Consider the following 24,549-nt stretch of genomic DNA (forward strand, 5'->3'; position numbering starts at 1 on the left):
TGACGGCCATAAAAAAGGCGACCGTGCGGTCGCCTTGTGTACAGCTTCGTCGCAGAGCAGTTACCTCACGCCCTCGGCGCGCAACGCCGAAGGTGTGTAATCGGCGGCCTTGGCTTCGAAGCCGAATTCGAAGCTGTGCTTCTCTTCGTTCTTCATGCCCAGGGCAATGTAGCGGCCGGCAATGATGTCGTAGAGCGCTTCAAGGGTGTAGGCCGGCGTCTGGTGATCGTAATAGAACTGAGCATGCCCTTCTGCTACTCGCCACAGCTGGCCGCGCCCGTCGTAGTGGTCGACAAGTGCGACCTGCCAGCTGTCCTCGTCAATGTACATGTGGCGCTTGGCGTAGATATGGCGTTCGTTCGGTTTCACCGTGCCGATCACTTCCCAGACACGGTGCAATTCGTAGCGGGTCAGGTCCTGATTGATGTGCCCGGCCTTGACGATGTCGTCGTACTTGAGCTTCGGCGAGTCGAGCTTGTAGCTGTTGTACGGGATGTACATTTCCTTCTTGCCGACCAGTTTCCAGTCATAGCGATCCGGCGCGCCGGAGAACATATCGAAGTTGTCCGACGTGCGCAGACCGTCCGCCGCCGTACCCGGGCCGTCATACGCCACCTGCGGCGCACGGCGTACCCGGCGCTGGCCGGCGTTGTAGATCCAGGCCAGCCGTGGCTCTTTCACCTGATCGAGGGTTTCGTGCACCAGCAACACGTTGCCCGCCAGGCGCGCCGGCGCGGTCACCGACTGTTTGAAGAACGTCAGCACATTGGCGGCTTTTTCCGGGTCGATTTCCTTCATCAGTTGCGGCACGGCGATCTCTTCTTCGAAGCGGATCGGTGTGTAGCTGCCGTTGGTCTGTGGCGTGACCTGGGTGATGATCCGGCGCAGGTTGCCGCCGTGATAACGGGTGATGTGGTTCCACAGCACCTCGACGCCATTCTTCGGAATCGGGAAGGCGTAGTAGCGGTTGCCGGTGAAATTGGCCAGGCCGTTGCCGTCGTTGATGGTGGTCACATTCAGTGCACTGCGCTTGGCCGATTCATTGATTTCCGGCGGCACGGCGACAGTACGGTGGCTCGGGTAGACCGGGATCTTGTAGGTTTCGGGGTAGCGCTTGAACATCGCCACCTGGCCATCGGAGAGCTTGCTTTTGTACTGATCGACGTTCGCTGCGGTGATGGTGAACAGTGGTTTTTCATTGGCGAACGGGTCGGCGAGAAAGCCTTTGCTGTCCACCGCGCCGGCGTTTTTCGGGATACCGCCGGTCCACGCGGGAATCGAGCCGTCAGCGTTGCCGGCCTTCTCGGCACCCAACGGGGTCAGGCTGGTGCCGAGTTTGTTCGCTTCGTCCGGCGACACTGCCGCCATCACATTGGCCGCCAGCAGACTCAGGGCCAACACCCCGCATTGCAGAATCATTTTGCGCATTGCAGTCATCCTTCTCGGGCAGATCAGAAGTTCACGCCGAAGCTCAGGGCCACGAAGTCACGGTCTTCAAGGACGTTGTAATCGCCGCCGAAGAAATCGGTGTAACTGAGGCTCGCGGTGTAGGTGTTGCGGTAGTCGGCATCGATCCCGGCGCTGATCGCTTTCGCGCCTTCGTTGAACAGGCCGTTGGGGCCATAGCCGGCGACATCGTGCGACCAGGACAGGTTGGGTTTGAGGTTGATCCCGCCAATCACGTTGGCGTAATCGAGGATGGCGCGGGCGCGGTAGCCCCACGACGTCGAGGTCACGAAACCGTCAGTGTCGCCGCCGAACCCGTACTGGCCGTACACCGAGTCGCGGCCGTAACGCAGATTGCTGCGCGACTCCAGGCCACCGACATGCACCACCGCCGCTTCGCCGACCACGGTCAGGCGCTCGGCGCCCAGGACCTGATCGAAGAAGTGCGTCAGGGTACTCTGCACTTGCGTCACTTCTTTGCGGCGATAGCCCTTGTTGTCAGCACCTGGCGCGGTGGCCAGTGGCGACGCCGTGCCGCCGGCAATCGGATTGAGCAGCGCCAGGGTCAGGTCGTTGGTGCTGACCTGCACCGGTGCGTTGGGCCGGTAGCTGATCTCGCCGGTCCACGCGGTGCCGGTCGGCAGCGTGGTGGAGAAACTGGCGCCATACAGGCGAATGTCTTCCGGGTAGTCGAGGTAGTAGCTGCCGCGCCCGAGCATCACACTCTGCGCCAGACCGGCACCGCTGCCCGGCGCCAGGCCGTTGGCGATGCCGACCATGCGCGGCAGCGCCGCCAGGGTCGAAAGGCCCGCGGTGGTGGTGCCCACGTTTGGTGTGCGGCTGTGGTAATTCATGAAATAGAGGCCGTACTCGGTGTCTTCGCCAAGCCAGCGCAGCGCCGTGCCCCACTGCCCGGAATCACGCGCATCACGATCGCCGCCACGGGGAATCACCACGCCCTCACGGGTGACCTGAATGCCTTGGCCGAACGCGGTGGTCAACGGCACCAGCGGGGCAATGGCCGGATTGCCGACGGTATAGCCGTTGTTGCAACCGTCCGCCGCCACGTCAACGCCGAAGAAGGTGCCGCAGTTGTCGAGGACAGTCTGGTCCCACTCCAGTTGGTAGAAACCTTCGATGGACAGTTTGTCGGTGAGGCTCTGTGAACCAAACAGCATGTTTACCGGGATCAGACCTTCCTTGATCTCGGCACCCGGGCGACGGAATGCGGAAACGTCGATCGGGTTGATGCTGTTGATGGAGTTGCCGATGAAGGTGCTTTCGCCCCAGCTCACCACCTGCTTGCCAGCACGCACCGTGCCCGGCAAATCGGCGATGGTGTAGTTGTGGTAGACGAAGGCATCGAGAATCTGCGCGCCAGAGGACTTGGCGCCTTCCTTGCGGCCGCTGTCGCTGATCTGTTTGAACTCGCGATCTTCGTCCTTGAGTTCGAAGTCGTACCAGTACTTGCCACGTATGAATACGCCGGTATCGCCGTACTTCAATTCAAGGTCGTGAATGCCCTTGAAGATCTTCGAGAAGGTTTCGCCCTTCTTGAAGTTCAGGCGCCCGTCATCACCGGTCGAGGATTGTCCGGTGCCACCGTTGACCGTGCCGACCAGCGACTTGTCGGCATCGCGCATGCCCCAACTGGCCCCGATCGACAGCGACGAGTCGAACGTCCCCTCGATTTCGCCGATATTGAATGCAACCGCGTGCGCCTGGGAGCAGCAGCCCAGCGTCACCGCGGCTGCCAGCGCCTGCGGTGTGAAGATGGCGCGCATTGTAGTTTTTGTCATGCGTCTTCCCCGGTGAGTGACAGAAGGCCCCACCCTACTGCCGGGCGGTCAGGTCGATAAGCGCACCAAGGAGGTATTCGCGTTGTCGCTCGAAAGGATGAATGCCCTGCCGAGGCGCGCCATTGCGCCGTCCATGGATCGGCTGGATGAACAATCATCAGTCAGATCCATGGTGCGGTCTGGGGCCGGCGGACTGTTGCATGCCCCGTAACAGTGCATGTCCGGAATCGGTATTTTTCCTACAGGACTGAGACCGTATTCTGAACGCGCTTTCACGGGTAAGCCGCAAAGCACGAAGCACTGGCGCTCGAGTCATTCGCGCCAGCGCCGACAGATTCCAGATGAATCGAACGCTCGGTTCGTCGCCCGCTGTTCACTGACGTTGATTTGTAGCTCCTTGATCCAACGTCTTACCTTGGCCGCTGCGTTTGCAGCGGCCTTTTTTATGCCTGTTGAAAATATCGAAACTCTGGTCCTACAACGTTTCCGAGACCACTATCAGATATTTCTCTTCTTGCCGAAGAACAATTAGCTCGCCGTTAAAAAACAGCGAAAGCGCCTTCAAACCAACTCCCTCTTACTGACAACTTTCTCGGATTCGTTACCTGCGGATCTGTTGTAACTTGAAATGCATCAACTATTCGCTGATGACGCTTATAAACCAGCAATGGATCATCGCGTTCTGCGCGCCTGTCACGCACATTCAAAAGGATATGAATATGCAAAAGCCTCCGCCGTGGGGATTAACTGAACCTGTTCACACGACAGCTATCGCACCGGACCACATTATTCCCGCGAGGCCTTCAATAGGCAGCCATCGTTACAACGGCACTTTTAGTACGACTCGCAACTCCGCGCGTTATCAACCGATCCTGCAAAGTCACATCGGCATTCTGGAAAGAGAGTTCCAGACCAGTACTGCCCAGATCCCCCAGACCCTTGAAGCGCAATTAACCGCGACACGCCAGGAGGAGTCGACTCATCCACTGCCACCGGGGCCGCGATAATCCGTGAGCTTGGCGTGCGCAACAAACTTATCCAACGTAAAAGCGCGGAACTGCAACATCAGACCCACCTGTCCCACAGTTTTTATGGAAGCGACCCTACCAATAAAAGCGCCGATCAATTCCTTTCCCGCGCACTGGTTGTTGATAAAACCCTGTGCTGACACCAAAGCAGCACGTTGAACTGCACTCTAAATAAGGAGCGATGCAAATTGGAACTAAAAAACAAACTGGAACACTACGCAGAGTCGGAATACCTGGCAGTGATAGAACGGATATTCCGAGGTCGATTTCCTTCAGAGAGACAACATGATGAATTCATTGAGAACATAGTAGCCACGTCAGAACATCCAAACGGAACAGGTGTTCTTTACTATCCGGAAGAAGGAGTCGACGACAGCCCGGCAGGAGTATTGGCAGCTATCAAAACTTGGCGTGCTGCCAACGGAAAACCCGGCTTCAAACAAGAATCTTAGAAATGCGAGCAGGCGTCCTGTGCCTGCTCGTATTCGAAAGCGGTTACAGCGAATACTTCTGCAAATTCCCCATCATCGATACGGACTGGCACTATTACACTCATGAGATTCGAGAGTTTGAAAGATTTCTGGCGATGCAACTTAGGGATGACTTCAAACCTGAGAGCGGATCTCCGGTGTGGAACAATGCCACGCTGCAACTTTGGAGGACTACAAACTGGGCAGCAGTGAGCATGTCTTGTACTCACCGGACGCGGTTCGGGCAGGAAACAGCCAAACCGCCCGGATATATGAACAACTGCTTACAGGAACAAAGCAATGAGCCGGATCGAGAAGATTATAAAGAACGAACCTGTGTTGGACGTTTTGACAGCCTTTGGAATCGGACTGGCGTATCCGTCGCTGGATAGAATGATTGGTCGCTATAAATTCGAGCTTATTGCCAACGGTGAACTTCTGAAAATCTACACGCAGCTTTTCGAAGACGGAGTGCTCGCTAATGGAGACGGTCCCGTTCCGATTAAAGGACCCAACTGGGAAGCCCCAGAATGTTTAACTGAAAATAAATATTCAGAAAAAAGGTAATTGACCATCGAGCCGGCAATTAAAGCAATGAATACTCAAGATCAACGAGAGCATGCAACTGCATGAGGAGTTGGCCAATGACCACTATCGAGAAAATCGTAAAGAATGAGTCAGTGGAAGATGTACTGACCGTGTTCGCACTCGGCTCCGCCATCCCGTCTTTGGACAGAATGTTTGGGCGTTATAGATACGAAGTTATCGCGAGCGGTGAGCTGCTAAAAACCTATGCGCGTCTTTTCGAACAAGGCGTGTTAGCTAATGGCAACGGGCCGATTGCCGTCAAAGGACCCAACTGGCGAGCACCAAAGTTCATGACTGACAAAACGTACTCCTAGACAGCGATATCGGCCACCACGTCCAAGCTTGGTGGCCTCCACCCCGGTCCACCCCGGTCGGGCAGCGATGAAGCTGTGTTGCGATCTCGGACGCGGCTCGGGCAGGAGCCAACAGGACCGAAGATGTCAACATCTGCTTAGAGGAACAAACCAATGAACCGGATCGAGCAAATCGTAAAGAACGAACCGATTGCGGACGTCATTTCACTCTTTGCACTGTGTTTTCACACCATGCGCATCGATCAAATGTATGCGCAATACTGCAAAGACACTATTACCCATCGTGTATTTATAGACACATACCAATCGTTGTTCAGAAAAGGCGTCTTGTCCTACGATGAAAACGGGAAAACCATCAAAGGTCCTAATTGGGCACCGCCGACGTTCATGACGGATAAACGCTACGACTAAAACAGAAAAAATCCACCCGACTATCACTTTCATTAGTCGGGTGGTTTAAGTACCTAGAGCGAATACTTCTGCAGATTCGCCATCATTTCCTTCAACGCCTCGATATTGTCCTGCGGATGCGCCGCCCCTTCGAAGTCGCAAATCTGCTGCCAGTGCGCTGCCACATCTTCCGGTGAAAACCCCTCGCGCGGGTCAAACCCGGCGCCGAGGCTGCGCTCCCAGCGCACTTTGCCCATCCACCCCCCGCCGACTTCGAACAACCCGGACGTTTCCTGACATTGCTCACTCGCCAGATAAACTACTAGCGGGCTGACCAGTTCCGGCTTCAGTTGCTCGAACACTTGCGGCGGGATCAGGCCTTCGGTCATGCGCGTGCCGCCGGTGGGGGCAATGGCGTTGACGAGGATGTTGTTCTTGCGACCTTCAATTGCCAATGTGCGCGTCAAACCGTACAGCCCGAGCTTCGCCATGCCGTAGTTGGACTGACCGAAGTTACCGTAGATGCCCGAAGTTGATGCAGTGAAAATCACCCGACCGTAGTTTTGCTCGCGCAAATGCGGCCAGGCAGCACGGGTGACTTTGTAGGCACCTTCGACGTGCACGCGATAGACCAGATCCCAATCCGTGTCCTCCATCTTGTGAAACGATTTGTCGCGCAGGATCCCGGCGTTGTTGACCACCACGTCGACGCGGCCGAACGCATCGAGAGCGTTCTGCACCAGTTTGTCGCCGTCGGTGACCGAGTCGTGGTTGGCTTCGGCAGTGCCTCCCGCGGCGCGAATTTCGGCGACAACACGATCGGCGGCCGACGCGTTGGCGCCTTCGCCCTGAGTCGAGCCGCCGAGGTCATTGACCAACACCCGGGCGCCCTGTTTTGCGAACAACAGTGCGTGAGCACGTCCGAGTCCGCCACCGGCTCCGGTGACAATCACGACTTTATCTTCGAAACGCACAGGCTCGTTCATCGCGGCAACTCCAGCTGGCCAAGGGATAATGATCCCGAGTGTCAGGCACCGCGCTTTGGGTCACAACGAATACGACTGAGGCTGAATGGTGCGCGATAAGGCAGGGGGATGATCCAGGGTCCGAGGGCTGGGAGGAAAGTCCTCCCGGCGTCATCAGGAACAGGCGACTTTGCGCGGTGGCAATACAAGATGGGTGCGAAACGCCAGATAGTGCTCGAGTACCTGCACCGGCGCTTCGATCTGCGGATAGTGGCCAATGCCCGGCAACAATACCGTGTCCGCGTCAGGGATCAGCTCGCGATAACGCTCCACCATGTGCACGCCGGAGATCGGGTCGACCGCACCATCGATCACGCGCAGGGGAACATCCCCGCGCTGCATGGCGGCCACCCAGCGCTCGCGCTGCACCCGGCGTTCGGGGATGTAGGTAATCAGTTTGTGCATGATGCGTGGCCCGCGGTTGCTGTCGACCAGACTCCAGAAATCGTCCAGTTCGCTTTCGCTCGGCTGGGTCTGCGGGCCGAATATTCGCTGAAAACCCTTGACCAGGGCCTCGCGACTGAACGCGCGGCCCAGTAGCCAGCCCAGCGGGCTTAGCAGCAGTTTTTGCATCAACAGTGGGCGATGGGTTTCCGGAAACAGACCGCCGTTGAGAAACACGCAACTGGCGACGACGATTCGCGCCTCGTAGTGCCGCGCGAGCAGTTCCTGCGCGACGCTGTCGCCATAGTCATGGGCAAGGACATGCACCGGTTGCTCAACCTGCAAATGGCTGAGTAATGCCTGCTGCAGATCGGCCTGTTCCAGCAGGCTGTAGCGGTGATTGAGCGGTTTGGCCGAATCACCGAAACCGAGCATGTCGCAGGCGATCACCCGATAGCGCTGGGCCAGCGGTTGCCACAGGTAATGCCAATCCCAACTGGCAGTCGGAAAGCCATGGATCAGCAGCAGCGGCTCGCCCTGCCCGGCCACCCAGTAACGGATCGTCTGGCCCTGAAAGACAAACGTCCGGCTGCGTTTACGCCAGACACACAGAGGAATCTCGGCAAGAGGCATCAGAGCTTATATCCGGGGTCTTGTTTATCCAGTTTGCGCAGCAGCGCCGGCCAGGCCAGCGCGCCGCCCATGCCTTGAGCGCTTTTGGTCACGCCGGCAATCATCGCCTTGGCGCCCGCGAGAATCTGCGGTTCGATGGCAATCAGCTGCGCACCGCCGGTCTGCGCCATGACCTGAATGTCGCAGGCGCGCTGAAAGGTGAACATCATCAGGAAAGTGTCGGCGATGGTGCCGCCACAGGTCAGCAGACCGTGGTTGTGCAGCATCAGAAAATTGTTATCGCCAAGATCAGCTTGCAGCCGCGCCTTCTCTTCATGGTTCAGCGCCACTCCTTCGTAGGCGTGGTAGGCCAGGCTCGACAGCACGAACAATGATTGCTGGCTGATCGGCAACACGCCCTGCTGTTGCGCGGACACCGCGACACCGGACGCGGTATGGGTATGCAAGACACAGACGACGTCGTGCCGAACCTCATGTACCGCACTGTGGATGGTGTAGCCGGCGGGGTTGATTTCGTAGGGGCTGGCCATGAGTTTGTTGCCGGCCTGGTCGACTTTCACCAGGCTTGAGGCGGTGATCTCATGAAACATCAGACCGAACGGATTGATCAGGAAATCTTCGGTGCCCGGCACCTTGGCGGATATGTGCGTGAAGATCAGGTCGTCCCAGCCATGCAGGGCGACCAGCCGATAACAGGCGGCGAGATCCACACGGGTCTGCCACTCAGCAGCACTGACCTGGTCTTTGACATCAAGGGACGACGGGACGGGGGCTACGCTCACTGTGTGCTCCTCTGCGTTCTTCTTGTTCTGCTGTGTCAGCAGTCTAGTCAGACGCACGCCATCGCGTAGTTGCATTCGCAGCCAGCTTGATGACTGAACGAGTCAGCGGTGCAAACCGCTGGCGTCCTGTCAAAGCATGGACGCCAGCGAATCTGCAGTAACCGAGTGAGCAGGCGCTTTTGACGCCTGGTAAATACCGTGATCAGCCCTTGAACGTGTCGATCAGTTTTGCCAGCCAAGGCTCGGCATCGGTTTCCGGGGTAACACTTTCACTGGCGTCGATGCGCAGCATTTCTTGCACTTCGCGCAACCCCAGTTCAGCGAACAGTTCACGTATCTGCTCGCCACCGCCACAGAAGGTGTCGCCATAACTGGCATCACCGAGGGCAATCACCGCCCCCGGCAAGCCGCGCCACGCAGCGGGCAACTGATCGCGGATGGCCGAATACAAGGGTTGCAGGTTGTCCGGCAGTTCGCCCATGCCTGTGGTCGAGGTCACGGCGAGGAAAGCTTCAGGCCCGAACGCGTCAATATCGGCCAGCGTGGCGCGCGCATTGTAGAAGGTTTCAAAGCCAGCGGCTTTCAGCAGGTTCTGGGCGTGGCGAGCGACTTCTTCGGCGGTGCCGTAGACCGAACCGGAGAGGATGGCGACTTTCATCAATCTGATCCTGAAACTGAAAAAAAGAGCGCCGATAGTAACAGTCCGACGCGCTGTGCTGCGATCGAATCTCAACAAGCGACGATAGCCAGTAGACAGCACCGAAGGTTCTTCTAGAATGCAGCCGACAATAACTCGCAAAAGGGCTTCAAGGATGATTAATGCCAGCTTGCTGCAAATGGTAATAAACGCATCGAACGACGGGATCGTGGTGGCGGAAAAGGAAGGCGAACAGGACAACATTCTGATTTACGTCAATCCGGCGTTCGAGCGTCTGACCGGCTACACCAGCGAAGAAATCCTTTATCAGGACTGCCGGTTTCTACAGGCTGGAGACCGTGATCAGGACAATCTGAGCCTAATTCGCGACACCCTGCGCGAGGGAGGCGCATGTCGGGAAATCCTGCGTAACTACCGTAAGGATGGCACGCCGTTCTGGAACGAGCTGTCGCTTTCGACGGTAAAAAACGCTGACGACGGGCAGACTTATTTTGTCGGGGTGCAAAAGGATGTAACGGTTCAGGTCAAGGCTCAGCAACGAGTGGCTCAGCTCGAAGCCCAGGTCGCAGCTCTGGAAGCCGAACTGGCAGCGGTCAAAGCGACGAACGGCGCAAACAAAACCGCGAACTAACGGTCATTAACTACAATCACCAATGACTTTGTAATTATACCTTTCGAGCACGCCATGCAACGCGACGCCCTCCTGACCCAGGATGAGCTGGACTTCATCCAGACCATGCAGCACAACCCGCAACTGAATGTGCGGGATGCAACGTCGAGTCTGCTGGTTAACGGCGGTTCGCAGATCCGCGACCTGCTCACGCGTCTGGCCGCTCACGAGCAGGTGACTATCCAGGCCAGCTTCGAAAACCAGCAGATGACCTTCCCCTTGCATCTGGTCGAAGACGAATTCCACGCGTTGCACCTGCGCCTCGGCGTGCCGAGTATTTACGAAGATGGTCCGATGGTGCGGCCTTGGCGGCTGGTGCTCGAAGAGCCGGTCGCCCTGGAGAACGTCAAGGGACAACCCGGCACGTTGTGGGTCCACGAGGTTTCGCACAAAGGCGTGCTGCTGGAAGTCCGCAACAAGACCAAACCACCCAAGCATTTTGCGCTGTGGTTCAGTCCTTCGGGTTACGAGCGGATTTCATTGCGCGGCAATTTCGAACGGGAAACCGAAAACGGTTTCTACGCCTACGAATTGAGCCAGACCGACACCGACGAAACCGAGCGCCTGCGTCAATACATCTTGCAGCAACATCGCCTGACCCATCCGGCCCTGCACGCCTGAGCGTCAGGTATCCAGCGTCCCGGCCAGAAACTGCAGCATGCGCTGCCGCATGGTCGTCCCTTCGTTCCCCAGGCACGCAATAGAAGATCCGGCCAGGCTCTCCTGCGCCAGATCCGACGCGTCGCCCGCCAGCATCAACTGACAATCGAGGCTCAGCGCCAGCCGTTTCAGGCGCCGCGGCAATTCGGTGCCGGGCGCGTGGTTTGAAAACACGACCAGTGCTTCAGGACGGACCTTTTCGCAGACCAGCGTCAGCTCATCGAACGGCTGGCCGGTGGGCAGCAGGCGTACGCCGCAATCGTTGCCGCTGAGAAACAGCGCGGCCACCAGCAACTCCAGTTCACGACATTGCCGGGCCAGTGCGCTGACGATGATCCGCCGTGGCTGAGAGCCGCGCAGCATGACAATCCGTTGCAGCACCCGCACCCGCAGGAAGCCATCGAAGAACAGCCACTCACTGGTTTGTCCGAACGCGTCCTGACGTTGCAGCAATTGCCGCCACAAAGGCATCAGAATCTCCTGAAACACCACCGACAGTGCATAGGAAGAGAAGATCTGCCCGTAGACCCGATCCAGCTGCTGATCGTCGAATGCGCTGACCGCCTGCTGGATCTGCTCCTGCCATTGCCGATAATCAGCCTGCACCAGGTCGTCGGAGATGAGGTGTGCCAGCACTTTCAGCGGCTCGGTCCGGGCCAGAATCTTGCCGACTTTGCTCACGGCAACACCGCGATCGATCCAGTCGACGATGCTGCGAACACGCTCGATATCGGCCATCGAATACAGCCGATGACCACTTTCGGTGCGCGTCGGCTGGATCAATCCATAGCGCCGCTCCCAAGCGCGCAAGGTTACCGGGTTGACGCCGGTCAGCCGCGCGACCTCACGGATCGGGAACAGATCTGCGCGTTCGACCGCAGCAGACACCTGCAAAGCAGGGCTTGCGTCCGTGATGACAGGCATAGGGCACTCAACTTCCATGTCGGCTCGATTGGATCCCATTCTACCCTCCATGTCCTATCGACATTCAAGTGCTTAAATGCGACGAAAGCCGCTGGTTTAATCGGCAAAAACAGGAATAATCCTTGCTTCTCGAAAAGCGCAGGCCTCTACCCCGGCCCTGCGTCAGGCGAAACTCCTATCCGGAGCGGAGCACCGAAACATGGAGATACACAATGTCTACTGCCCCCGTCACGCTAATGGTAGCCCGTCGCGTCGCCAATGGCCGCTATCAGGATCTGATCGCCTGGCTGCGCGAAGGTGAACAACTGGCCACTGACTTTCCTGGTTACCTGGGCTCCGGCGTACTTGCGCCACCACCGGGCGATAACGAATTCCAGATTATTTTTCGCTTTGTCGACGAACAGACGCTGCATGCCTGGGAACATTCGGCATCGCGCACCGCCTGGTTGAGCCGTGGCAGCGATCTGTTCGCCCATCCGCAGGAACACCGCGTCAGCGGTATCGAAGGCTGGTTCGGTGCCGCAGGCCAGCGGCCACCGCGCTGGAAACAGGCCGTGGCGATCTGGCTGGCCTTTTTTCCGGTGTCGCTGTTGTTTAATTTTATCCTTGGGCCATTGCTCGCCGAGCTGAGCTTGCTGCCGCGTGTGCTGATCAGTACAGCATGCCTGACACCGCTGATGGTTTACCTCTTTATTCCGCTGTCGACGCGCTTGCTGGCGAACTGGTTGAACAGCCCCCCGACACGGCCGTTGCCGGTGACACCGTCTACGCAAAATCGCTGATCCTTGGTGGGAGCGAGCCTGCTCGCGAATGCTGACCGTCGTCCAACATGGATATCGACTGATGCAGCGCTTTCGCGAGCAGGCTCGCTCCACAGGCAGGTGGTATCACCAGCAATAGGTATACCGCTCACGCCGCTGTTATAGTTTTTGCTCCCCCTGCGATGCGAGCTGTTCATGCCTGATTGCGTAGCCCCAATCCTCATCACCGGTGCCGGCCAGCGTGTCGGGTTGCATTGTGCCCAGCGCTTGCTCGAAGACGGCCGCCGCGTGATTTTCACCTACCGCACGGAACGCCCCGGCGTGCAAGCGCTGCGCGACCTGGGCGCCATCGGCCTGTTCGCAGACTTCTCCAGTGAAGCCGGTATCCTCGCCTTTATCACCGAACTGCAATCGCACACCGACAGCCTGCGCGCCATCGTGCACAATGCCTCCGAATGGCTGGCCGAAACCCCGGGCAGCGAGGCCCAAGCCTTTGCTCGCCTGTTCAATGTGCACATGCTCGCGCCATATTTGATCAACCTGCACTGCGCCGACATGCTACGGCGCTCGGCGCCCGCCGACATCGTCCATATCAGTGATGACGTCACGCGCAAAGGCAGCAGCAAACACATCGGCTACTGCGCCAGCAAAGCCGGGCTGGACAGCCTGACGCTGTCTTTTGCCGCCCGCTATGCGCCGGCGATCAAGGTCAACGGCATCTCCCCGGCCCTGCTATTGTTCAATCCCGACGACGATGCGGCGTACCGCGCCAAGGCCTTGGCCAAATCGGCGCTGGGGATCGAGCCCGGCAGCGAAGTGATCTATCAGAGCTTGCGTTATCTGCTCGATAACCCCTACGTCACCGGCACGACCCTGACCGTCAACGGCGGGCGGCACGTCAAATAACGTCCTGCTGCGAGGCTGTCCATGAACCGCTCCCTGCCCGAACATTACCGCGACATTTTGATCGGCCTCGGTGAAGATCCCGACCGAGAAGGGTTGCTCGATACACCGGTGCGCGCGGCCAGGGCCATGCAGTACCTGTGTCACGGTTACGAACAGAGCGTCGAAACCATCGTCAATGGTGCGCTGTTTGCTTCTGACAGCGATGAAATGGTCATCGTCGCCGACATCGAGTTGTACTCATTGTGCGAACATCACTTGCTGCCCTTCATCGGCAAGGCCCATGTGGCTTATATTCCAACAGGCAAGGTGCTGGGATTGTCGAAGATCGCCCGACTGGTAGACATGTTCGCCCGGCGCCTGCAGATTCAGGAAAACCTCACCCGGCAAATAGCCGATGCGGTGCAGCAGGTCACCGATGCCGCCGGCGTCGCGGTGGTCATTGAAGCCAGACACATGTGCATGATGATGCGCGGTGTCGAAAAACAGAATTCGACCATGAACACCTCGGTCATGCTCGGCGCCTTCCGCGACTCGAGCACCACCCGCCAGGAGTTTCTGCAATTGATTGGACGGAGCAAGTAAATGCCACAACTTCAACCAGGAATGGCACGCATCCGGGTCAAGGATTTGCGCTTGCGCACCTTTATCGGGATCAACGAGGACGAGATCCTCAACAAGCAGGATGTGCTGATCAACCTGACCATTCTGTATGCCGCGCAGGAAGCGGTGCGTGACAACGACATCGACCATGCGCTGAATTACCGCACCATCACCAAGGCGATCATCGCCCATGTCGAGGGCAACCGCTTCGCGCTGCTCGAGCGTCTGACCCAGGAACTGCTCGATCTGGTGATGACCAACGAATCGGTGCTGTACGCCGAAGTCGAAGTCGACAAACCGCACGCGCTGCGTTTCGCCGAGTCGGTCTCGATAACGCTCGCGGCAAGCCGCTAGGCTTCAAGCTTCAAGCTTCTAGCGGTAAGCTAACGGCCTACCCCGATCCAATCCTGCAGCTTGAAGCTTGCCGCTCAAAGCTGTCTCGCAGAGACTCCCATGACTGATCAACAACGCCTCGAACTCGAAGCCGCCGCCTTCCGCCGGCTGGTCGCCCACCTGGACAGCCGCAAGGATGTGCAGAACATCGACCTGATGAACCTCGCCGGCTTCTGCCGCAACTGCCTGTCCAAGTGGTACAAGGCCGAAGCCGATGAGCGTCAGATCGAGGTCAGCCTTGATGACGCCCGCGAAGTGGTTTACGGCATGCCATACGCCGAGTGGAAAGCCCAATACCAGCAAGAAGCCAGCGCCGAACAACAAGCGGCGTTCGCCAAGGGAAAAACCCAATGACTGATCTGAACACCCTGCGGGCCAGCCTGAAGAGCGGCGAACACGCTTTTGCCGACACCCTCGCGTTCATCGCCGCCGGTTACGACTATCAGCCGCGGGCCTTCAACAACGGTGGCGTGGAAAATGCCGCCGGGCAGAATGAAGGCTCATGCAAGACGCTCGGCCTGGCGCTGCTGGAAGGCTTGAGTGATGAAGAAGCGCTGCTGGCATTCGGCGAGCATTACCGTTCGGTCGTCGCAACGCCTGAGGGCAACGATCACGGCAATATTCGCGCGCTGATCAAACACGGCCTTGCCGGTGTGAAACTTGAAGGCCAGCCGCTGACCCGCCGCTAATCTCTGCAGCCACGCGATCCCCTGTGGGAGCGGGCTTGCTCGCGAATGCGGTCTGATATTCAACATTAATGTCGACAGAAATACCGCTTTCGCGAGCAAGCTCGCTCCCACATTTTGAGTTCTGGAGGCCCGGATAACGGGCATAAAAAAACCGGCCATTCTCTGGCCGGTTTTTTTGTGCCTGCGATTTAGAACGTAGCGTTCTGCAGACCGTCCAGGTAACGCTCGGTATCGAGTGCCGCCATGCAGCCGGCGCCCGCCGAGGTGATGGCCTGACGGTAAACGTGGTCAGCCACGTCGCCGGCCGCGAAGACACCTTCGACACTGGTGGCAGTGGCGTTGCCTTCACGGCCGCCCTGCACCACCAGATAACCGTCTTTGAGCGTCAACTGGCCCTCGAACAGCGAGGTGTTCGGGGTGTGACCGATGGCGATAAACACACCGTCGACCTTGATTTCGTCGAAGCTGCCATCGTTGTTGCGCAGACGCGCACCGGTCACGCCCATGTTGTCGCCGAGGACTTCGTCCAGGTTGGCGTTCAACTTGAGGATGATCTTGCCTTCGGCCACACGGGCGTTGAGCTTGTCGATGAGGATCTTCTCGGCACGGAAGGTTTCGCGACGGTGAACCAGCGTTACGGTGCTGGCGATGTTGGCCAGATACAGTGCTTCCTCAACCGCGGTGTTGCCGCCGCCCACCACTGCTACCGGCTTGTTGCGGTAGAAGAAACCGTCGCAGGTCGCGCAGGCCGACACACCCTTGCCCATGAACGCTTCTTCCGAAGGCAGGCCCAGGTAACGGGCGCTGGCACCGGTAGCGATGATCAGCGCGTCGCAGGTGTAGACGGCGCTGTCACCGGTCAGGGTGTACGGCTTGGCAGCGAAATCCACAGCGTTGATGTGGTCGAAAACGATCTCGGTTTCGAAACGCTCGGCGTGTTCGCGCATCCGCTCCATCAGCACCGGACCGGTCAGACCGTGTACGTCGCCCGGCCAGTTATCGACTTCGGTCGTGGTGGTCAGTTGACCGCCGGCCTGCATGCCGGTGATCAGCAATGGCTTGAGGTTGGCACGGGCCGCGTAGACCGCAGCGCTGTAACCGGCAGGGCCGGAACCGAGAATAATCACTCGCGAATGACGGACTTCAGACATGACCTGCTCCTGTTGACCGGGCCGAAAAACGGGCACGGATCGCCGGACTGCCGGCGGGAATAAAAAAGGACCGTGGATGACCTTGGGGAAGGCTTGAACTCGACAGTCCTGTAAAAAGTTGGGTGCAGCGTATCGAGGGGGGCAAGATTAAGGAAATACGGTTTAACAATCCAGCTCATAGGTGGTCTCTATGCCGAGCGACTGACCTGATGGACGTCTTTGTTACAGTGCATGTCGATTAATCTGCCGCGCTTTCACCACCGCTGCAAAGCCGGTAAGGTCGGCGCGTTTTCCCTTGCTCGGAGCACCTTATGCCCGCCCCCGTTCTTTCCGGCCCGCAATACCTGCGCGAAGGCCTCAAACTGGTTCTCAGCCCAGGCCTGCGCCTGTTCGTGCTGTTGCCGCTGGCGATCAATCTGGTGCTGTTTGTCGGTTTGATCTATCTGGCCGGCCATCAGTTCAGTCTGTGGGTCGACACGCTGATGCCGTCACTGCCCGAATGGCTGAGCTTCCTCAGCTACATCCTCTGGCCCTTGTTCGTGGTGCTGGTGGTGCTGATGGTGTTTTTCAGCTTCACCTTGCTCGCCAATATCATTGCCGCACCGTTCAATGGCTTCCTTGCGGAAAAAGTCGAAGTGGTGGTGCGTGGCACCGACGACTTCCCGGCGTTCAGTTGGGGCGAGCTGATCGCCATGGTTCCGCGTACATTCGCCCGGGAAATGCGCAAGCTCGGCTATTTCCTGCCGCGGGCGATCGGCCTGTTCATCCTTTCGTTCATTCCCGTGGTCAACATCATCGCCGCGCCGCTATGGCTGCTGTTCGGCGTATGGATGATGGCGATCCAGTACATCGACTACCCGGCGGACAACCACAAACTGGGCTGGAACGAAATGCTTGCCTGGTTGCGGCAGAAGCGCTGGCAGAGCATGAGCTTCGGCGGCAGCGTGTATCTGGTGCTGCTGATCCCGGTGGTCAACATCCTGATGATGCCGGCCGCGGTCGCCGGGGCGACGCTGTTCTGGGTGCGTGAGCGCGGTGCGGAGAACCTCGTTACGCAAAACTGACCCAGTCACAAATCCATCATCCAAACGTCACATCGTCGACATGGCCTCAGCCGAAACTGAGGTCATGACGACAGCTCTACACATCACCCTGATCAGCGAAACCTTCCCACCGGAAATCAACGGCGTGGCCAATACCCTTGGCCGCTTGTGCGATGGACTGCGCGCGCGTGGGCATCAGGTTGACCTGGTGCGCCCGCGTCAGGCCGGCGATCAGCAACGTAGCGATGACGAATTGTTGCTGTGTCGCGGCTGGCCATTGCCGGGGTATCCCGGCCTGCAATGGGGCCAGTCATCGATGCATAAACTGCTGCGGCGTTGGAAGCATCAACGCCCGGATGTGCTGTACATCGCCACCGAGGGTCCGCTGGGGTTGTCGGCGCTGCGGGCGGCACGACGCCTGGGCATTGCGGTGGTCAGCGGTTTTCATACCAATTTCCAGCAATACACCAGCCAATACGGACTCGGTTTACTGACACGTATGCTCACGCATTACCTGCGCTGGTTTCACAATCGTTCGGCGTTGACGCTAGTGCCAAGTGTCAGCCAACACCTGGAGCTGGAACGCCGGCATTTTGAGCGACTCGCCCTGCTATCACGCGGTGTGGACAGCCAGTTGTTTCACCCCAGCAAACGGCTGAATACACTTCGTCAGCAGTGGGGGCTGGCTGAACGCGATATAGCCGTGATTCACGTAGGGCGACTCGCACCGGAGAAAAACCTCGGTCTGCTCAAACGCTGTTTCGAAAGACTCCGCCAGACTTATCCACAGCGCAATCTGAAGCTGATTGTGGTGGGCGACGGTCCACAGCGCACAGCGTTGGAAAAGGACCTGCCCGAGGCTGTTTTCTGCGGGGTTCAGCGTGGCGAAGCCCTGGCGGCGCACTATGCCTCTGGAGATGTGTTTGTGTTTCCGAGCCTGACGGAAACCTTTGGCAACGTGGTGCTGGAAGCCTTGGCCTCGGGGTTGGGTGTGGTGGCCTATGATCAGGCCGCGGCGGCGCAGCATATCCGCCATGGCTACAACGGCGTATCAGCGATGCCCGGCGATGAGCAGGCTTTTTGCGAGGCGGCGGCGTGGTTGCTAGAGGAAGATGAGCGGTTGCGTTGTGTGCGGCTGAATGCGCGACAGCATGGCAGCCGGCAGGGCTGGGCGGCAATTATCGAGCAATTTGAAGGGTATTTGCGGGGGGCTTGTCAGGGGGAGCTGGTAGTGCCGAATGCGCAGACATTGCCCTGAGTCATGGCTGGCTTGGAGACCGCTATCGCAAGCAGGCTCACTCCTACAAGGGGAACGCATTCCAATTGTAGGAGTGAGCCTGCTCGCGATAGCATCAATGAAAGCGCCGCTTAAACCAGGGTCATCAACGCCTCACGGCTGAACGGCAAAATATCCTGCTCACGCCCTTCGCGAACTTTCTGCGCCCAGTCCGGATCAACCAGCAACGCGCGCCCCACCGCCACCAGATCGAATTCTTCCTTGTTCAGCCGTTCCAGCAGATTCTCCAGACTCGCCGGCTGCGCAACCTTGTCGGTGTTGACCATGAACTGCAGGAACTCGCCATCCAGGCCCACGCTGCCGACGGTGATGGTCGGTTTGCCGGTCAGCTTACGCGTCCAGCCCGCCAGATTGAGTTCGGAGCCGTCGAACTCCGGCTCCCAGAAACGTCGCGTCGAGCAGTGGAAAATATCCACGCCTGCGTCAGACAGCGGCTTGAGGAATTCACCCAACGCTTCAGGAGTGTGTACCAAACGCGCGGTGTAATCCTGCTGCTTCCATTGCGAAAAGCGGAAGATGATCGGAAAACCTTCGCCGACCGCCGCGCGCACCGCCTGGATCAATTCGATGGCGAAACGCGAACGGTTGGCCAGATTGCCACCGTATTCGTCGGTACGCTGATTGCTGCCTTCCCAGAAGAACTGGTCAACCAGATAACCGTGAGCGCCATGGATTTCCACGCCATCCATGCCGATGTCCTGCGCAGCTTTGGCAGCCTGGGCAAACGCGGCAATCACGTCCTGGATGTCTTGTTTGCTCATGCCGTGCACCACGACCTGACCATCCTTGAGCTTTTCCGACGGACCGTAGCCCGGAACGCTGGCGTCCGGCTCAGTGCCGAGGCGGCGCACGCTGCCGACGTGCCACAGCTGCGGGACGATCTTGCCGCCTTCAGCGTGGACCGCGTCGACGACTTTTTTCCAGCCTGCCAGCGGCGCTTCACCGAAAAACTGCGGCACGTTCGGGTAGCCGTTGGAGGCGATGTGGCCGACCGTGGTGCCTTCGGTGATGATCAGGCCAACGCCGGCGGCCGCGCGACGCCGATAATATTCAATGACTTTTGAATTCGGTACGCCGCCAGGGGAAAACGAACGGGTCATTGGCGCCATGACCACACGGGTCGGCAGTTCGAGGGCACCGAGGTGGAACGGTTTGAACAGGGCTTGAACGGGCATCGGCGAGGCTCCACAGAGAGGACTTTATGACGAAGATAATATGGAGAGTCGAAGACGCTGAACAGCATTATTGATTGGGGTGATTAAGGGTTAAAAGATCAAAGGCAAAAGATCGTCCGAAGGCTCGGGCCGCGATCGGACGATCTCTTGATCCTGCTTTTCAGGCCAACGCTTTTTCGATCGCGGCAATCACGCTCGGATCATCCGGCGCCGTGCGCGGCGAGAATCGCGCCAGTACCCGACCATCCTTGCCGAGCAGGAATTTCTCGAAATTCCAGGTGATGTCACCGGGGAACTCGGCGCCCTCTCCTGCCAGCAGGCGGTACAACTGATGGCGCTCGTGGCCATTGACTTCAAGCTTGCTCGACAACGGAAACGTCACGCCATAGTTGAGGCTGCAGAAATCCTGAATTTCCTGTTCAGTGCCCGGCTCCTGGCCGGCAAACTGGTTGCACGGCAGGCCCAGCACACTGAAGCCCTTGGCTTTGAACTGCTGATACAGGTTTTCGAGCGCCGCGTACTGTGGGGTCAAGCCGCACTTGGAGGCGACGTTGACCACCAGCACGACTTGGCCCTTGAACGGCGACAGCGGTAGCTCCTGTCCATCCAGGGCTGTCAGCTTAAGGTCGTGAAAAGCACTCATACCGAACTCCAGGATTCTCGTGTTCTACTCGAAACAGCCACTTGGCGGGGCCACCAAGGACAGCCGCGGACTAAAAAGGCGCCCACGGGCGCCTCTCCAGTACTCGAAGCTTAGCGCAGAAAATCAGTGGTGATGGCCACCTTCGCCATGGACGTGACCATGAGCGATTTCTTCCTGGCTGGCGTCACGAATATCGACGATTTTTACGTCGAAGTTCAGGCGCTGACCGGCCAGCGGGTGGTTGCCGTCGACGGTGACATCATCGCCGTCCAGGTCACGAATGGTCACGATTTGCATCTGGCCATCGGGCGCCGACGCGTGGAATTGCATGCCGACTTCCAGCTCGTCAACGCCTTCGAACATGCTGCGGCTCAGGGTGCTGACCAGTTCTGCGGCGTATTCGCCGTAAGCGTCTTCCGGCTCAACGGCAACTTTCAGCTCGTCACCGACAGCTTTGCCTTCGAGGGCTTTTTCCAGACCCGGGATGATGTTGCCTGCGCCTTGCAGGTAGACCAGCGGAGCGCCGCCGGCGGAGCTGTCGATGACCTCACCAGCGTCGTTGGTCAGGGTATAGTCGATGGAGACAGCCTTATTGGCGGCGATCAGCATGGGGCGAGACCTTTTGCATAAGAATATAGAAAGGCCAAGTTTAGCGAAGCAATCGCGTGAAAGCGACCACAACCCGGACAAACGGGTTTCGACCATCACCGGCTTTCATCAGGACGAGGAAGGTCACTGGGTCGCCGAGCTTTCCTGCGGCCACACCCAGCACCTGCGTCACCAGCCGCCCTGGCAATCGCGCGCCTGGGTCCTGGATCCGGCGCAACGTATTGAAAAAATAGGCCAACCCTTTGCCTGCGGTTGGTGCGCACAAGGCTCGGTTAGCGATAACCTTGGCGACTGAATTTCGGTAGTCCGCCAGACATAGGCTGATGCCCTTGCATAGAGAATTCCCATGCAAACTTTTTTTATCGCACCCACCGATTTTGGTGTGGGCCTGACCTCCATCAGCCTCGGGCTGGTGCGCACACTGGAGCGAGCCGGGCTTAAAGTCGGCTTCTTCAAACCGATCGCCCAGCCGCACCCGGGCGACACCGGCCCTGAGCGCTCCACCGAACTGGTGGCGCGCACCCACGGCCTGAAACCGCCGCAACCGTTGGGTCTGGCGCATGTCGAGCGAATGCTTGGCGACGGTCAGCTCGACGAATTGCTGGAAGAAATTATCGCCCTGTATCAGCAAGCTGCCGTCGGCAAAGACGTGCTGGTGGTCGAAGGCATGGTGCCAACCCGCAGCGCCAGCTACGCCGCGCGGGTCAATCTGCACCTGGCCAAGAGCCTCGATGCCGAAGTGATTCTGGTCTCGGCGCCGGAAAACGAAGTGCTCGCCGAACTCTCCGGGCGCGTCGAACTGCAGGCGCAATTGTTCGGTGGCCCGAAAGATCCGAAAGTCCTCGGCGTAATCCTCAACAAGGTCAAGACCGAGGAGAGCATGGACGAGTTCGCCGCGCGGCTGAAAGAGCATTCGCCGTTGCTGCGCAGTGGCGATTTCCGTCTGCTCGGCTGCATTCCGTTCCAGCCGGAACTCAATGCGCCGCGCACCCGTGATGTCGCCGACCTGATGGGCGCGCAGGTGCTCAATGCCGGCGATTACGAAACCCGGCGCATGAGCAAAATCATCATTTGTGCACGCACCATGCGCAACACCGTCGAGCTGCTCAAGCCGGGCGTGCTGGTGGTGACCCCGGGTGATCGCGACGACATCATCCTTGCTGTCAGTCTCGCGGCGATCAACGGCGTGCCGCTGGCCGGCCTGCTGCTGACCAGCGACACCCTGCCCGATCCGCGCATCATGGACTTGTGCCGTGGCGCCTTGCAGGCCGGTTTGCCGGTGCTGTCGGTGAGCACCGGTTCTTACGACACCGCCAACCTGCTCAACGGTTTGAACAAGGAAATCCCGATCGACGACCGCGAGCGTGCGGAAATCATCACCGATTTCGTCGCCAGCCACCTCGACGCCAACTGGCTGCACCAGCGCTGCGGCACACCGCGGGAAATGCGCCTGTCGCCAGCGGTGTTCCGCTATCAATTGATCCAGCGCGCGCAGGCGGCGAACAAACGCATCGTTCTACCCGAAGGCAGCGAACCGTTTACCGTGCAAGCGGCAGCCATCTGTCAGGAACGCGGGATCGCCCGTTGCGTGTTGCTGGCAAAACCTGCAGACGTCGAAGCGGTAGCGCGCGCGCAAGGCATCGTGTTGCCGCCGGGGCTGGAAATTCTCGATCCGGATCACATCCGCGAGCGCTACGTCGAGCCGATGGTCGCCCTGCGCAAGACCAAGAGCCTCAATGCGCCGATGGCCGAGCAGCAACTGGAAGACACCGTGGTGATCGGCACCATGATGCTCGCGCTGGATGAGGTCGATGGCCTGGTGTCGGGGGTAATCAACACCACCGCCAACACCATCCGCCCGGCCCTGCAACTGATCAAGACCGCACCGGGCTGCACGCTGGTGTCGTCGGTGTTTTTCATGCTCTTTCCCGAAGAAGTGCTGGTCTACGGCGACTGTGTGATGAATCCGCACCCGAGCGCTGCGGAACTGGCGGAAATCGCCCTGCAAAGCGCTGACTCGGCGGCAGCCTTCGGTATCACCCCACGGGTGGCGATGATCAGCTACTCCAGCGGCGAATCGGCCAGCGGCGAAGAAGTCGAGAAGGTTCGCGAAGCCACCCTCCTCGCCCACGAGCAACAGCACTCGTTGCTGATCGACGGGCCGTTGCAGTACGACGCCGCCGCCAACGCCGATGTCGCCCGACAACTGGCGCCGAACAGTCAGGTCGCCGGACGCGCTACGGTGTTCGTGTTCCCTGATCTGAACACCGGCAACACCACGCACAAAGCTGTGCAGCGCAGCGCCGATTGCGTCAGCCTCGGGCCGATGCTGCAAGGCCTGCGCAAACCGGTGAACGATTTGCCGCGCGGTGCGCAAGTCGATGACATCGTCTACACCATCGCCCTTACGGCGATCCAAGCCGCCAACCGACCTATGGATGTGTAAATGCTGGACTTTCTCCCTGCACCGCTGCGCGGCGTGATCGCCTCGCTGCTGTTGGCGCTGAACACCATTGCGCTGTGTTCATTTCTGTTCTGTGTGGCGCTGGTCAAAGCGCTGCCATTTGCTTTGACTCAGCGCATTGCCGGTTGGCTGATGAGCCACACCCACGAAGCGTGGATCAGCAATAACAAGGGCTGGATGAATCTGGTGCGGCGCACGCGCTGGCACGTCAGCGGCCTGCAAGGGCTCGACTATCAGCACTCGTACCTCATCACCAGCAACCACCAGAGCTGGGTGGATATTCTGGTCCTGCAATACGTGCTCAACCGGCGCATTCAGCCGTTGAAGTTCTTTCTCAAACAAGAGCTGATCTGGGTGCCGGTGATCGGTCTGGCGTGGTGGGCGTTGGGCTTTCCATTCATGAAGCGCTATTCCAAGGCGTATCTGGAAAAGCACCCGGAAAAGAAAGGCAAGGATCTGGAAACCACACGCAAGACTTGCGCGAAGTTTCGCCATAACCCGGTGGGGATTTTCAACTTCGTCGAAGGCACGCGTTTTACCGAGGGTAAACATGCGCAGCAGCAGTCGCCGTTCAAATACCTGCTCAAGCCCAAGGCCGGCGGGATCGCCTTTGTGCTGGATGCGATGGGCGAGCAGCTGGAGTCGATCGTCAATGTGACGATTCACTACCCGGCCGGGCGTCCGGGGTTCTGGGATCTGCTGTGCGGCAACGTGCGCGATGTGGTGGTGCATTTTGAAGAAATCAAAATCCCGCCGGCCTTCATCGGCAAGAACTACGACCAGGACGGCGAGTACCGCCTGCAATTCCAAGGCTGGATCAATCAGCTGTGGCTGGACAAGGATGCGTTGCTCGAACAAATGCACCGCGAATATCCGAAGCGTTAAAGATGATCGTTCCCACGCTCCGCGTGGGAATGCAGCCCGGGACGCTCCGCGTCCCTGCCGAAGCGGACGCGGAGCGTCCAATGAGGCATTCCCACGCGGAGCGTGGGAACGATCACCAACCGAGTTAGCCCGAATAAAAAAGCCCGCCGATGATCACTCACT

Annotated in this window: 29 protein-coding genes; 18 read left to right on the forward strand and 11 right to left on the reverse strand. The window is 58.8% G+C overall.

Annotated elements, in window-relative coordinates; all coding sequences use genetic code 11:
• Window positions 1-60 precede the first annotated feature (60 nt).
• Complete coding sequence (locus HU743_RS24850; RefSeq protein WP_186547218.1) at window positions 61-1,428, reverse strand: DUF1329 domain-containing protein; 1,368 nt, start codon at window positions 1,426-1,428, stop codon at window positions 61-63.
• Between the two features lie 23 nt (window positions 1,429-1,451).
• On the reverse strand, window positions 1,452-3,245 hold the full coding sequence (locus tag HU743_RS24855; RefSeq protein WP_186630925.1) for a DUF1302 domain-containing protein: 1,794 nt from the start codon (window positions 3,243-3,245) through the stop codon (window positions 1,452-1,454).
• A 623-nt stretch (window positions 3,246-3,868) separates the two neighbouring features.
• Here HU743_RS24855 and HU743_RS24860 point away from each other — a divergent pair.
• The 5 genes from HU743_RS24860 (at window position 3,869) to HU743_RS24880 (ending at window position 6,056) form a co-directional block, all read left to right on the forward strand.
• On the forward strand, window positions 3,869-4,252 hold the full coding sequence (locus HU743_RS24860) for a hypothetical protein (RefSeq protein WP_186651852.1): 384 nt from the start codon (window positions 3,869-3,871) through the stop codon (window positions 4,250-4,252).
• Between the two features lie 209 nt (window positions 4,253-4,461).
• Window positions 4,462-4,725, forward strand: coding sequence for a bacteriocin immunity protein (locus tag HU743_RS24865; RefSeq protein WP_186651854.1), 264 nt, complete (start codon window positions 4,462-4,464; stop codon window positions 4,723-4,725).
• A 318-nt stretch (window positions 4,726-5,043) separates the two neighbouring features.
• A complete protein-coding gene (locus tag HU743_RS24870; protein ID WP_186651856.1) occupies window positions 5,044-5,310 on the forward strand; it encodes an immunity protein in 267 nt (88 codons plus the stop codon).
• Window positions 5,311-5,387: 77 nt separating this feature from the next.
• Complete coding sequence (locus tag HU743_RS24875; RefSeq protein ID WP_186547221.1) at window positions 5,388-5,645, forward strand: immunity protein; 258 nt, start codon at window positions 5,388-5,390, stop codon at window positions 5,643-5,645.
• Between the two features lie 153 nt (window positions 5,646-5,798).
• Window positions 5,799-6,056, forward strand: coding sequence for an immunity protein (locus tag HU743_RS24880; protein ID WP_186651858.1), 258 nt, complete (start codon window positions 5,799-5,801; stop codon window positions 6,054-6,056).
• Window positions 6,057-6,109: 53 nt separating this feature from the next.
• Here the strand turns inward: HU743_RS24880 and HU743_RS24885 are convergent, their stop codons facing one another.
• The 4 genes from HU743_RS24885 to HU743_RS24900 form a co-directional block, all read right to left on the reverse strand.
• Entirely contained in the window at window positions 6,110-7,021 is a 912-nt protein-coding gene (locus HU743_RS24885; protein ID WP_186618716.1) for an SDR family oxidoreductase, read from the reverse strand.
• 153 nt (window positions 7,022-7,174) lie between these two features.
• The gene (locus HU743_RS24890; RefSeq protein ID WP_186651860.1) at window positions 7,175-8,077 is read right to left on the reverse strand and encodes an alpha/beta hydrolase; all 903 of its coding nucleotides are present in this window, start codon (window positions 8,075-8,077) and stop codon (window positions 7,175-7,177) included.
• Window positions 8,077-8,859, reverse strand: coding sequence for a class II aldolase/adducin family protein (locus HU743_RS24895; protein ID WP_186547225.1), 783 nt, complete (start codon window positions 8,857-8,859; stop codon window positions 8,077-8,079). The genes HU743_RS24890 and HU743_RS24895 overlap by 1 nt, the downstream gene beginning before the upstream one ends.
• 202 nt (window positions 8,860-9,061) lie before the next feature.
• Window positions 9,062-9,517, reverse strand: a complete 456-nt coding sequence (locus tag HU743_RS24900; protein WP_186651862.1) for a flavodoxin — start codon at window positions 9,515-9,517, stop codon at window positions 9,062-9,064.
• Window positions 9,518-9,671: 154 nt separating this feature from the next.
• Between HU743_RS24900 and HU743_RS24905 the strand changes: the two genes are divergently transcribed.
• Together HU743_RS24905 and HU743_RS24910 are read left to right on the forward strand one after the other, a co-directional pair.
• Window positions 9,672-10,148 carry a PAS domain-containing protein gene (locus HU743_RS24905; protein WP_186630930.1) on the forward strand — a complete coding sequence of 159 codons (477 nt, stop codon included), beginning with the start codon at window positions 9,672-9,674 and terminating at the stop codon, window positions 10,146-10,148.
• Window positions 10,149-10,202: 54 nt separating this feature from the next.
• Window positions 10,203-10,808: a hypothetical protein gene (locus HU743_RS24910; RefSeq protein WP_186547228.1), complete on the forward strand. Its 606-nt coding sequence runs from the start codon at window positions 10,203-10,205 to the stop codon at window positions 10,806-10,808.
• Window positions 10,809-10,811: 3 nt separating this feature from the next.
• Here the strand turns inward: HU743_RS24910 and HU743_RS24915 are convergent, their stop codons facing one another.
• A complete protein-coding gene (locus HU743_RS24915) occupies window positions 10,812-11,771 on the reverse strand; it encodes a MerR family transcriptional regulator (protein ID WP_186651864.1) in 960 nt (319 codons plus the stop codon).
• Between the two features lie 212 nt (window positions 11,772-11,983).
• Between HU743_RS24915 and HU743_RS24920 the strand changes: the two genes are divergently transcribed.
• The 6 genes from HU743_RS24920 (at window position 11,984) to HU743_RS24945 (ending at window position 15,120) form a co-directional block, all read left to right on the forward strand.
• The gene (locus tag HU743_RS24920) at window positions 11,984-12,553 is read left to right on the forward strand and encodes an antibiotic biosynthesis monooxygenase (RefSeq protein WP_186618709.1); all 570 of its coding nucleotides are present in this window, start codon (window positions 11,984-11,986) and stop codon (window positions 12,551-12,553) included.
• A 174-nt stretch (window positions 12,554-12,727) separates the two neighbouring features.
• Window positions 12,728-13,438 (forward strand): dihydromonapterin reductase, encoded by a 711-nt coding sequence (gene folM, locus HU743_RS24925; protein WP_186651866.1) that lies wholly within the window; start codon window positions 12,728-12,730, stop codon window positions 13,436-13,438.
• 21 nt (window positions 13,439-13,459) lie between these two features.
• Window positions 13,460-14,020, forward strand: a complete 561-nt coding sequence (gene folE / locus HU743_RS24930; RefSeq protein ID WP_186651868.1) for a GTP cyclohydrolase I FolE — start codon at window positions 13,460-13,462, stop codon at window positions 14,018-14,020.
• Window positions 14,021-14,392 (forward strand): dihydroneopterin triphosphate 2'-epimerase, encoded by a 372-nt coding sequence (gene folX, locus HU743_RS24935; protein WP_090281808.1) that lies wholly within the window; start codon window positions 14,021-14,023, stop codon window positions 14,390-14,392.
• A 99-nt stretch (window positions 14,393-14,491) separates the two neighbouring features.
• A complete protein-coding gene (locus HU743_RS24940) occupies window positions 14,492-14,785 on the forward strand; it encodes a DUF1244 domain-containing protein (protein ID WP_186651870.1) in 294 nt (97 codons plus the stop codon).
• The gene (locus HU743_RS24945) at window positions 14,782-15,120 is read left to right on the forward strand and encodes a HopJ type III effector protein (protein ID WP_186651872.1); all 339 of its coding nucleotides are present in this window, start codon (window positions 14,782-14,784) and stop codon (window positions 15,118-15,120) included. The genes HU743_RS24940 and HU743_RS24945 overlap by 4 nt, the downstream gene beginning before the upstream one ends.
• A 188-nt stretch (window positions 15,121-15,308) precedes the next feature.
• Here HU743_RS24945 and trxB read toward each other — a convergent pair whose 3' ends face one another.
• Window positions 15,309-16,271, reverse strand: coding sequence for a thioredoxin-disulfide reductase (gene trxB, locus HU743_RS24950; RefSeq protein ID WP_186547236.1), 963 nt, complete (start codon window positions 16,269-16,271; stop codon window positions 15,309-15,311).
• A gap of 311 nt (window positions 16,272-16,582) precedes the next feature.
• Between trxB and cysZ the strand changes: the two genes are divergently transcribed.
• On the forward strand, window positions 16,583-17,335 hold the full coding sequence (gene cysZ / locus HU743_RS24955) for a sulfate transporter CysZ (protein WP_186547237.1): 753 nt from the start codon (window positions 16,583-16,585) through the stop codon (window positions 17,333-17,335).
• A gap of 40 nt (window positions 17,336-17,375) precedes the next feature.
• Entirely contained in the window at window positions 17,376-18,572 is a 1,197-nt protein-coding gene (locus tag HU743_RS24960; protein WP_186651873.1) for a glycosyltransferase family 1 protein, read from the forward strand.
• A 110-nt stretch (window positions 18,573-18,682) separates the two neighbouring features.
• Here HU743_RS24960 and HU743_RS24965 read toward each other — a convergent pair whose 3' ends face one another.
• From HU743_RS24965 to HU743_RS24975, 3 genes are all read right to left on the reverse strand, one after another.
• Window positions 18,683-19,786 carry an NADH:flavin oxidoreductase gene (locus tag HU743_RS24965; RefSeq protein ID WP_186651875.1) on the reverse strand — a complete coding sequence of 368 codons (1,104 nt, stop codon included), beginning with the start codon at window positions 19,784-19,786 and terminating at the stop codon, window positions 18,683-18,685.
• A gap of 160 nt (window positions 19,787-19,946) precedes the next feature.
• Window positions 19,947-20,429 carry a glutathione peroxidase gene (locus HU743_RS24970; RefSeq protein WP_186547240.1) on the reverse strand — a complete coding sequence of 161 codons (483 nt, stop codon included), beginning with the start codon at window positions 20,427-20,429 and terminating at the stop codon, window positions 19,947-19,949.
• A gap of 123 nt (window positions 20,430-20,552) precedes the next feature.
• The gene (locus HU743_RS24975; protein ID WP_186630937.1) at window positions 20,553-21,038 is read right to left on the reverse strand and encodes a peptidylprolyl isomerase; all 486 of its coding nucleotides are present in this window, start codon (window positions 21,036-21,038) and stop codon (window positions 20,553-20,555) included.
• On the opposite strand from HU743_RS24975, the gene HU743_RS24980 reads away from it, so the two are divergent.
• Genes HU743_RS24980 through HU743_RS24990 form a run of 3 tightly spaced genes read left to right on the forward strand, consistent with a single transcriptional unit; the run spans window position 21,007 to window position 24,387 of the window.
• Window positions 21,007-21,333: a DUF3565 domain-containing protein gene (locus tag HU743_RS24980; protein ID WP_186547242.1), complete on the forward strand. Its 327-nt coding sequence runs from the start codon at window positions 21,007-21,009 to the stop codon at window positions 21,331-21,333. The genes HU743_RS24975 and HU743_RS24980 overlap by 32 nt on opposite strands.
• 51 nt (window positions 21,334-21,384) lie before the next feature.
• The gene (gene pta / locus HU743_RS24985; protein WP_186547243.1) at window positions 21,385-23,484 is read left to right on the forward strand and encodes a phosphate acetyltransferase; all 2,100 of its coding nucleotides are present in this window, start codon (window positions 21,385-21,387) and stop codon (window positions 23,482-23,484) included.
• Window positions 23,485-24,387, forward strand: coding sequence for an acyltransferase (locus tag HU743_RS24990; RefSeq protein ID WP_186547244.1), 903 nt, complete (start codon window positions 23,485-23,487; stop codon window positions 24,385-24,387). It abuts the gene before it with no gap.
• The last annotated feature ends 162 nt before the right edge of the window (window positions 24,388-24,549 follow it).

The organism is Pseudomonas sp. SWRI99, from assembly GCF_014270125.1.
Lineage (GTDB): Bacteria > Pseudomonadota > Gammaproteobacteria > Pseudomonadales > Pseudomonadaceae > Aquipseudomonas > Aquipseudomonas hamedanensis.

Excerpts from the sequence above, each read along its gene's own strand:
- HU743_RS24850 (WP_186547218.1), bottom strand. The coding sequence starts at position 1,428 with ATGCGCAAAATGATTCTGCAATGCGGGGTGTTGGCCCTGAGTCTGCTG.
- HU743_RS24855 (WP_186630925.1), bottom strand. The coding sequence starts at position 3,245 with ATGACAAAAACTACAATGCGCGCCATCTTCACACCGCAGGCGCTGGCA.
- HU743_RS24870 (WP_186651856.1), top strand. The coding sequence starts at position 5,044 with ATGAGCCGGATCGAGAAGATTATAAAGAACGAACCTGTGTTGGACGTT.
- HU743_RS24875 (WP_186547221.1), top strand. The coding sequence starts at position 5,388 with ATGACCACTATCGAGAAAATCGTAAAGAATGAGTCAGTGGAAGATGTA.
- HU743_RS24880 (WP_186651858.1), top strand. The coding sequence starts at position 5,799 with ATGAACCGGATCGAGCAAATCGTAAAGAACGAACCGATTGCGGACGTC.
- HU743_RS24885 (WP_186618716.1), bottom strand. The coding sequence starts at position 7,021 with ATGAACGAGCCTGTGCGTTTCGAAGATAAAGTCGTGATTGTCACCGGA.
- HU743_RS24890 (WP_186651860.1), bottom strand. The coding sequence starts at position 8,077 with ATGCCTCTTGCCGAGATTCCTCTGTGTGTCTGGCGTAAACGCAGCCGG.
- HU743_RS24900 (WP_186651862.1), bottom strand. The coding sequence starts at position 9,517 with ATGAAAGTCGCCATCCTCTCCGGTTCGGTCTACGGCACCGCCGAAGAA.
- HU743_RS24905 (WP_186630930.1), top strand. The coding sequence starts at position 9,672 with ATGATTAATGCCAGCTTGCTGCAAATGGTAATAAACGCATCGAACGAC.
- HU743_RS24910 (WP_186547228.1), top strand. The coding sequence starts at position 10,203 with ATGCAACGCGACGCCCTCCTGACCCAGGATGAGCTGGACTTCATCCAG.
- HU743_RS24915 (WP_186651864.1), bottom strand. The coding sequence starts at position 11,771 with ATGCCTGTCATCACGGACGCAAGCCCTGCTTTGCAGGTGTCTGCTGCG.
- HU743_RS24920 (WP_186618709.1), top strand. The coding sequence starts at position 11,984 with ATGTCTACTGCCCCCGTCACGCTAATGGTAGCCCGTCGCGTCGCCAAT.
- folM (WP_186651866.1), top strand. The coding sequence starts at position 12,728 with ATGCCTGATTGCGTAGCCCCAATCCTCATCACCGGTGCCGGCCAGCGT.
- folE (WP_186651868.1), top strand. The coding sequence starts at position 13,460 with ATGAACCGCTCCCTGCCCGAACATTACCGCGACATTTTGATCGGCCTC.
- folX (WP_090281808.1), top strand. The coding sequence starts at position 14,021 with ATGCCACAACTTCAACCAGGAATGGCACGCATCCGGGTCAAGGATTTG.
- HU743_RS24940 (WP_186651870.1), top strand. The coding sequence starts at position 14,492 with ATGACTGATCAACAACGCCTCGAACTCGAAGCCGCCGCCTTCCGCCGG.
- HU743_RS24945 (WP_186651872.1), top strand. The coding sequence starts at position 14,782 with ATGACTGATCTGAACACCCTGCGGGCCAGCCTGAAGAGCGGCGAACAC.
- trxB (WP_186547236.1), bottom strand. The coding sequence starts at position 16,271 with ATGTCTGAAGTCCGTCATTCGCGAGTGATTATTCTCGGTTCCGGCCCT.
- cysZ (WP_186547237.1), top strand. The coding sequence starts at position 16,583 with ATGCCCGCCCCCGTTCTTTCCGGCCCGCAATACCTGCGCGAAGGCCTC.
- HU743_RS24960 (WP_186651873.1), top strand. The coding sequence starts at position 17,376 with ATGGCCTCAGCCGAAACTGAGGTCATGACGACAGCTCTACACATCACC.
- HU743_RS24965 (WP_186651875.1), bottom strand. The coding sequence starts at position 19,786 with ATGCCCGTTCAAGCCCTGTTCAAACCGTTCCACCTCGGTGCCCTCGAA.
- HU743_RS24970 (WP_186547240.1), bottom strand. The coding sequence starts at position 20,429 with ATGAGTGCTTTTCACGACCTTAAGCTGACAGCCCTGGATGGACAGGAG.
- HU743_RS24980 (WP_186547242.1), top strand. The coding sequence starts at position 21,007 with ATGGAGACAGCCTTATTGGCGGCGATCAGCATGGGGCGAGACCTTTTG.
- HU743_RS24975 (WP_186630937.1), bottom strand. The coding sequence starts at position 21,038 with ATGCTGATCGCCGCCAATAAGGCTGTCTCCATCGACTATACCCTGACC.
- pta (WP_186547243.1), top strand. The coding sequence starts at position 21,385 with ATGCAAACTTTTTTTATCGCACCCACCGATTTTGGTGTGGGCCTGACC.
- HU743_RS24990 (WP_186547244.1), top strand. The coding sequence starts at position 23,485 with ATGCTGGACTTTCTCCCTGCACCGCTGCGCGGCGTGATCGCCTCGCTG.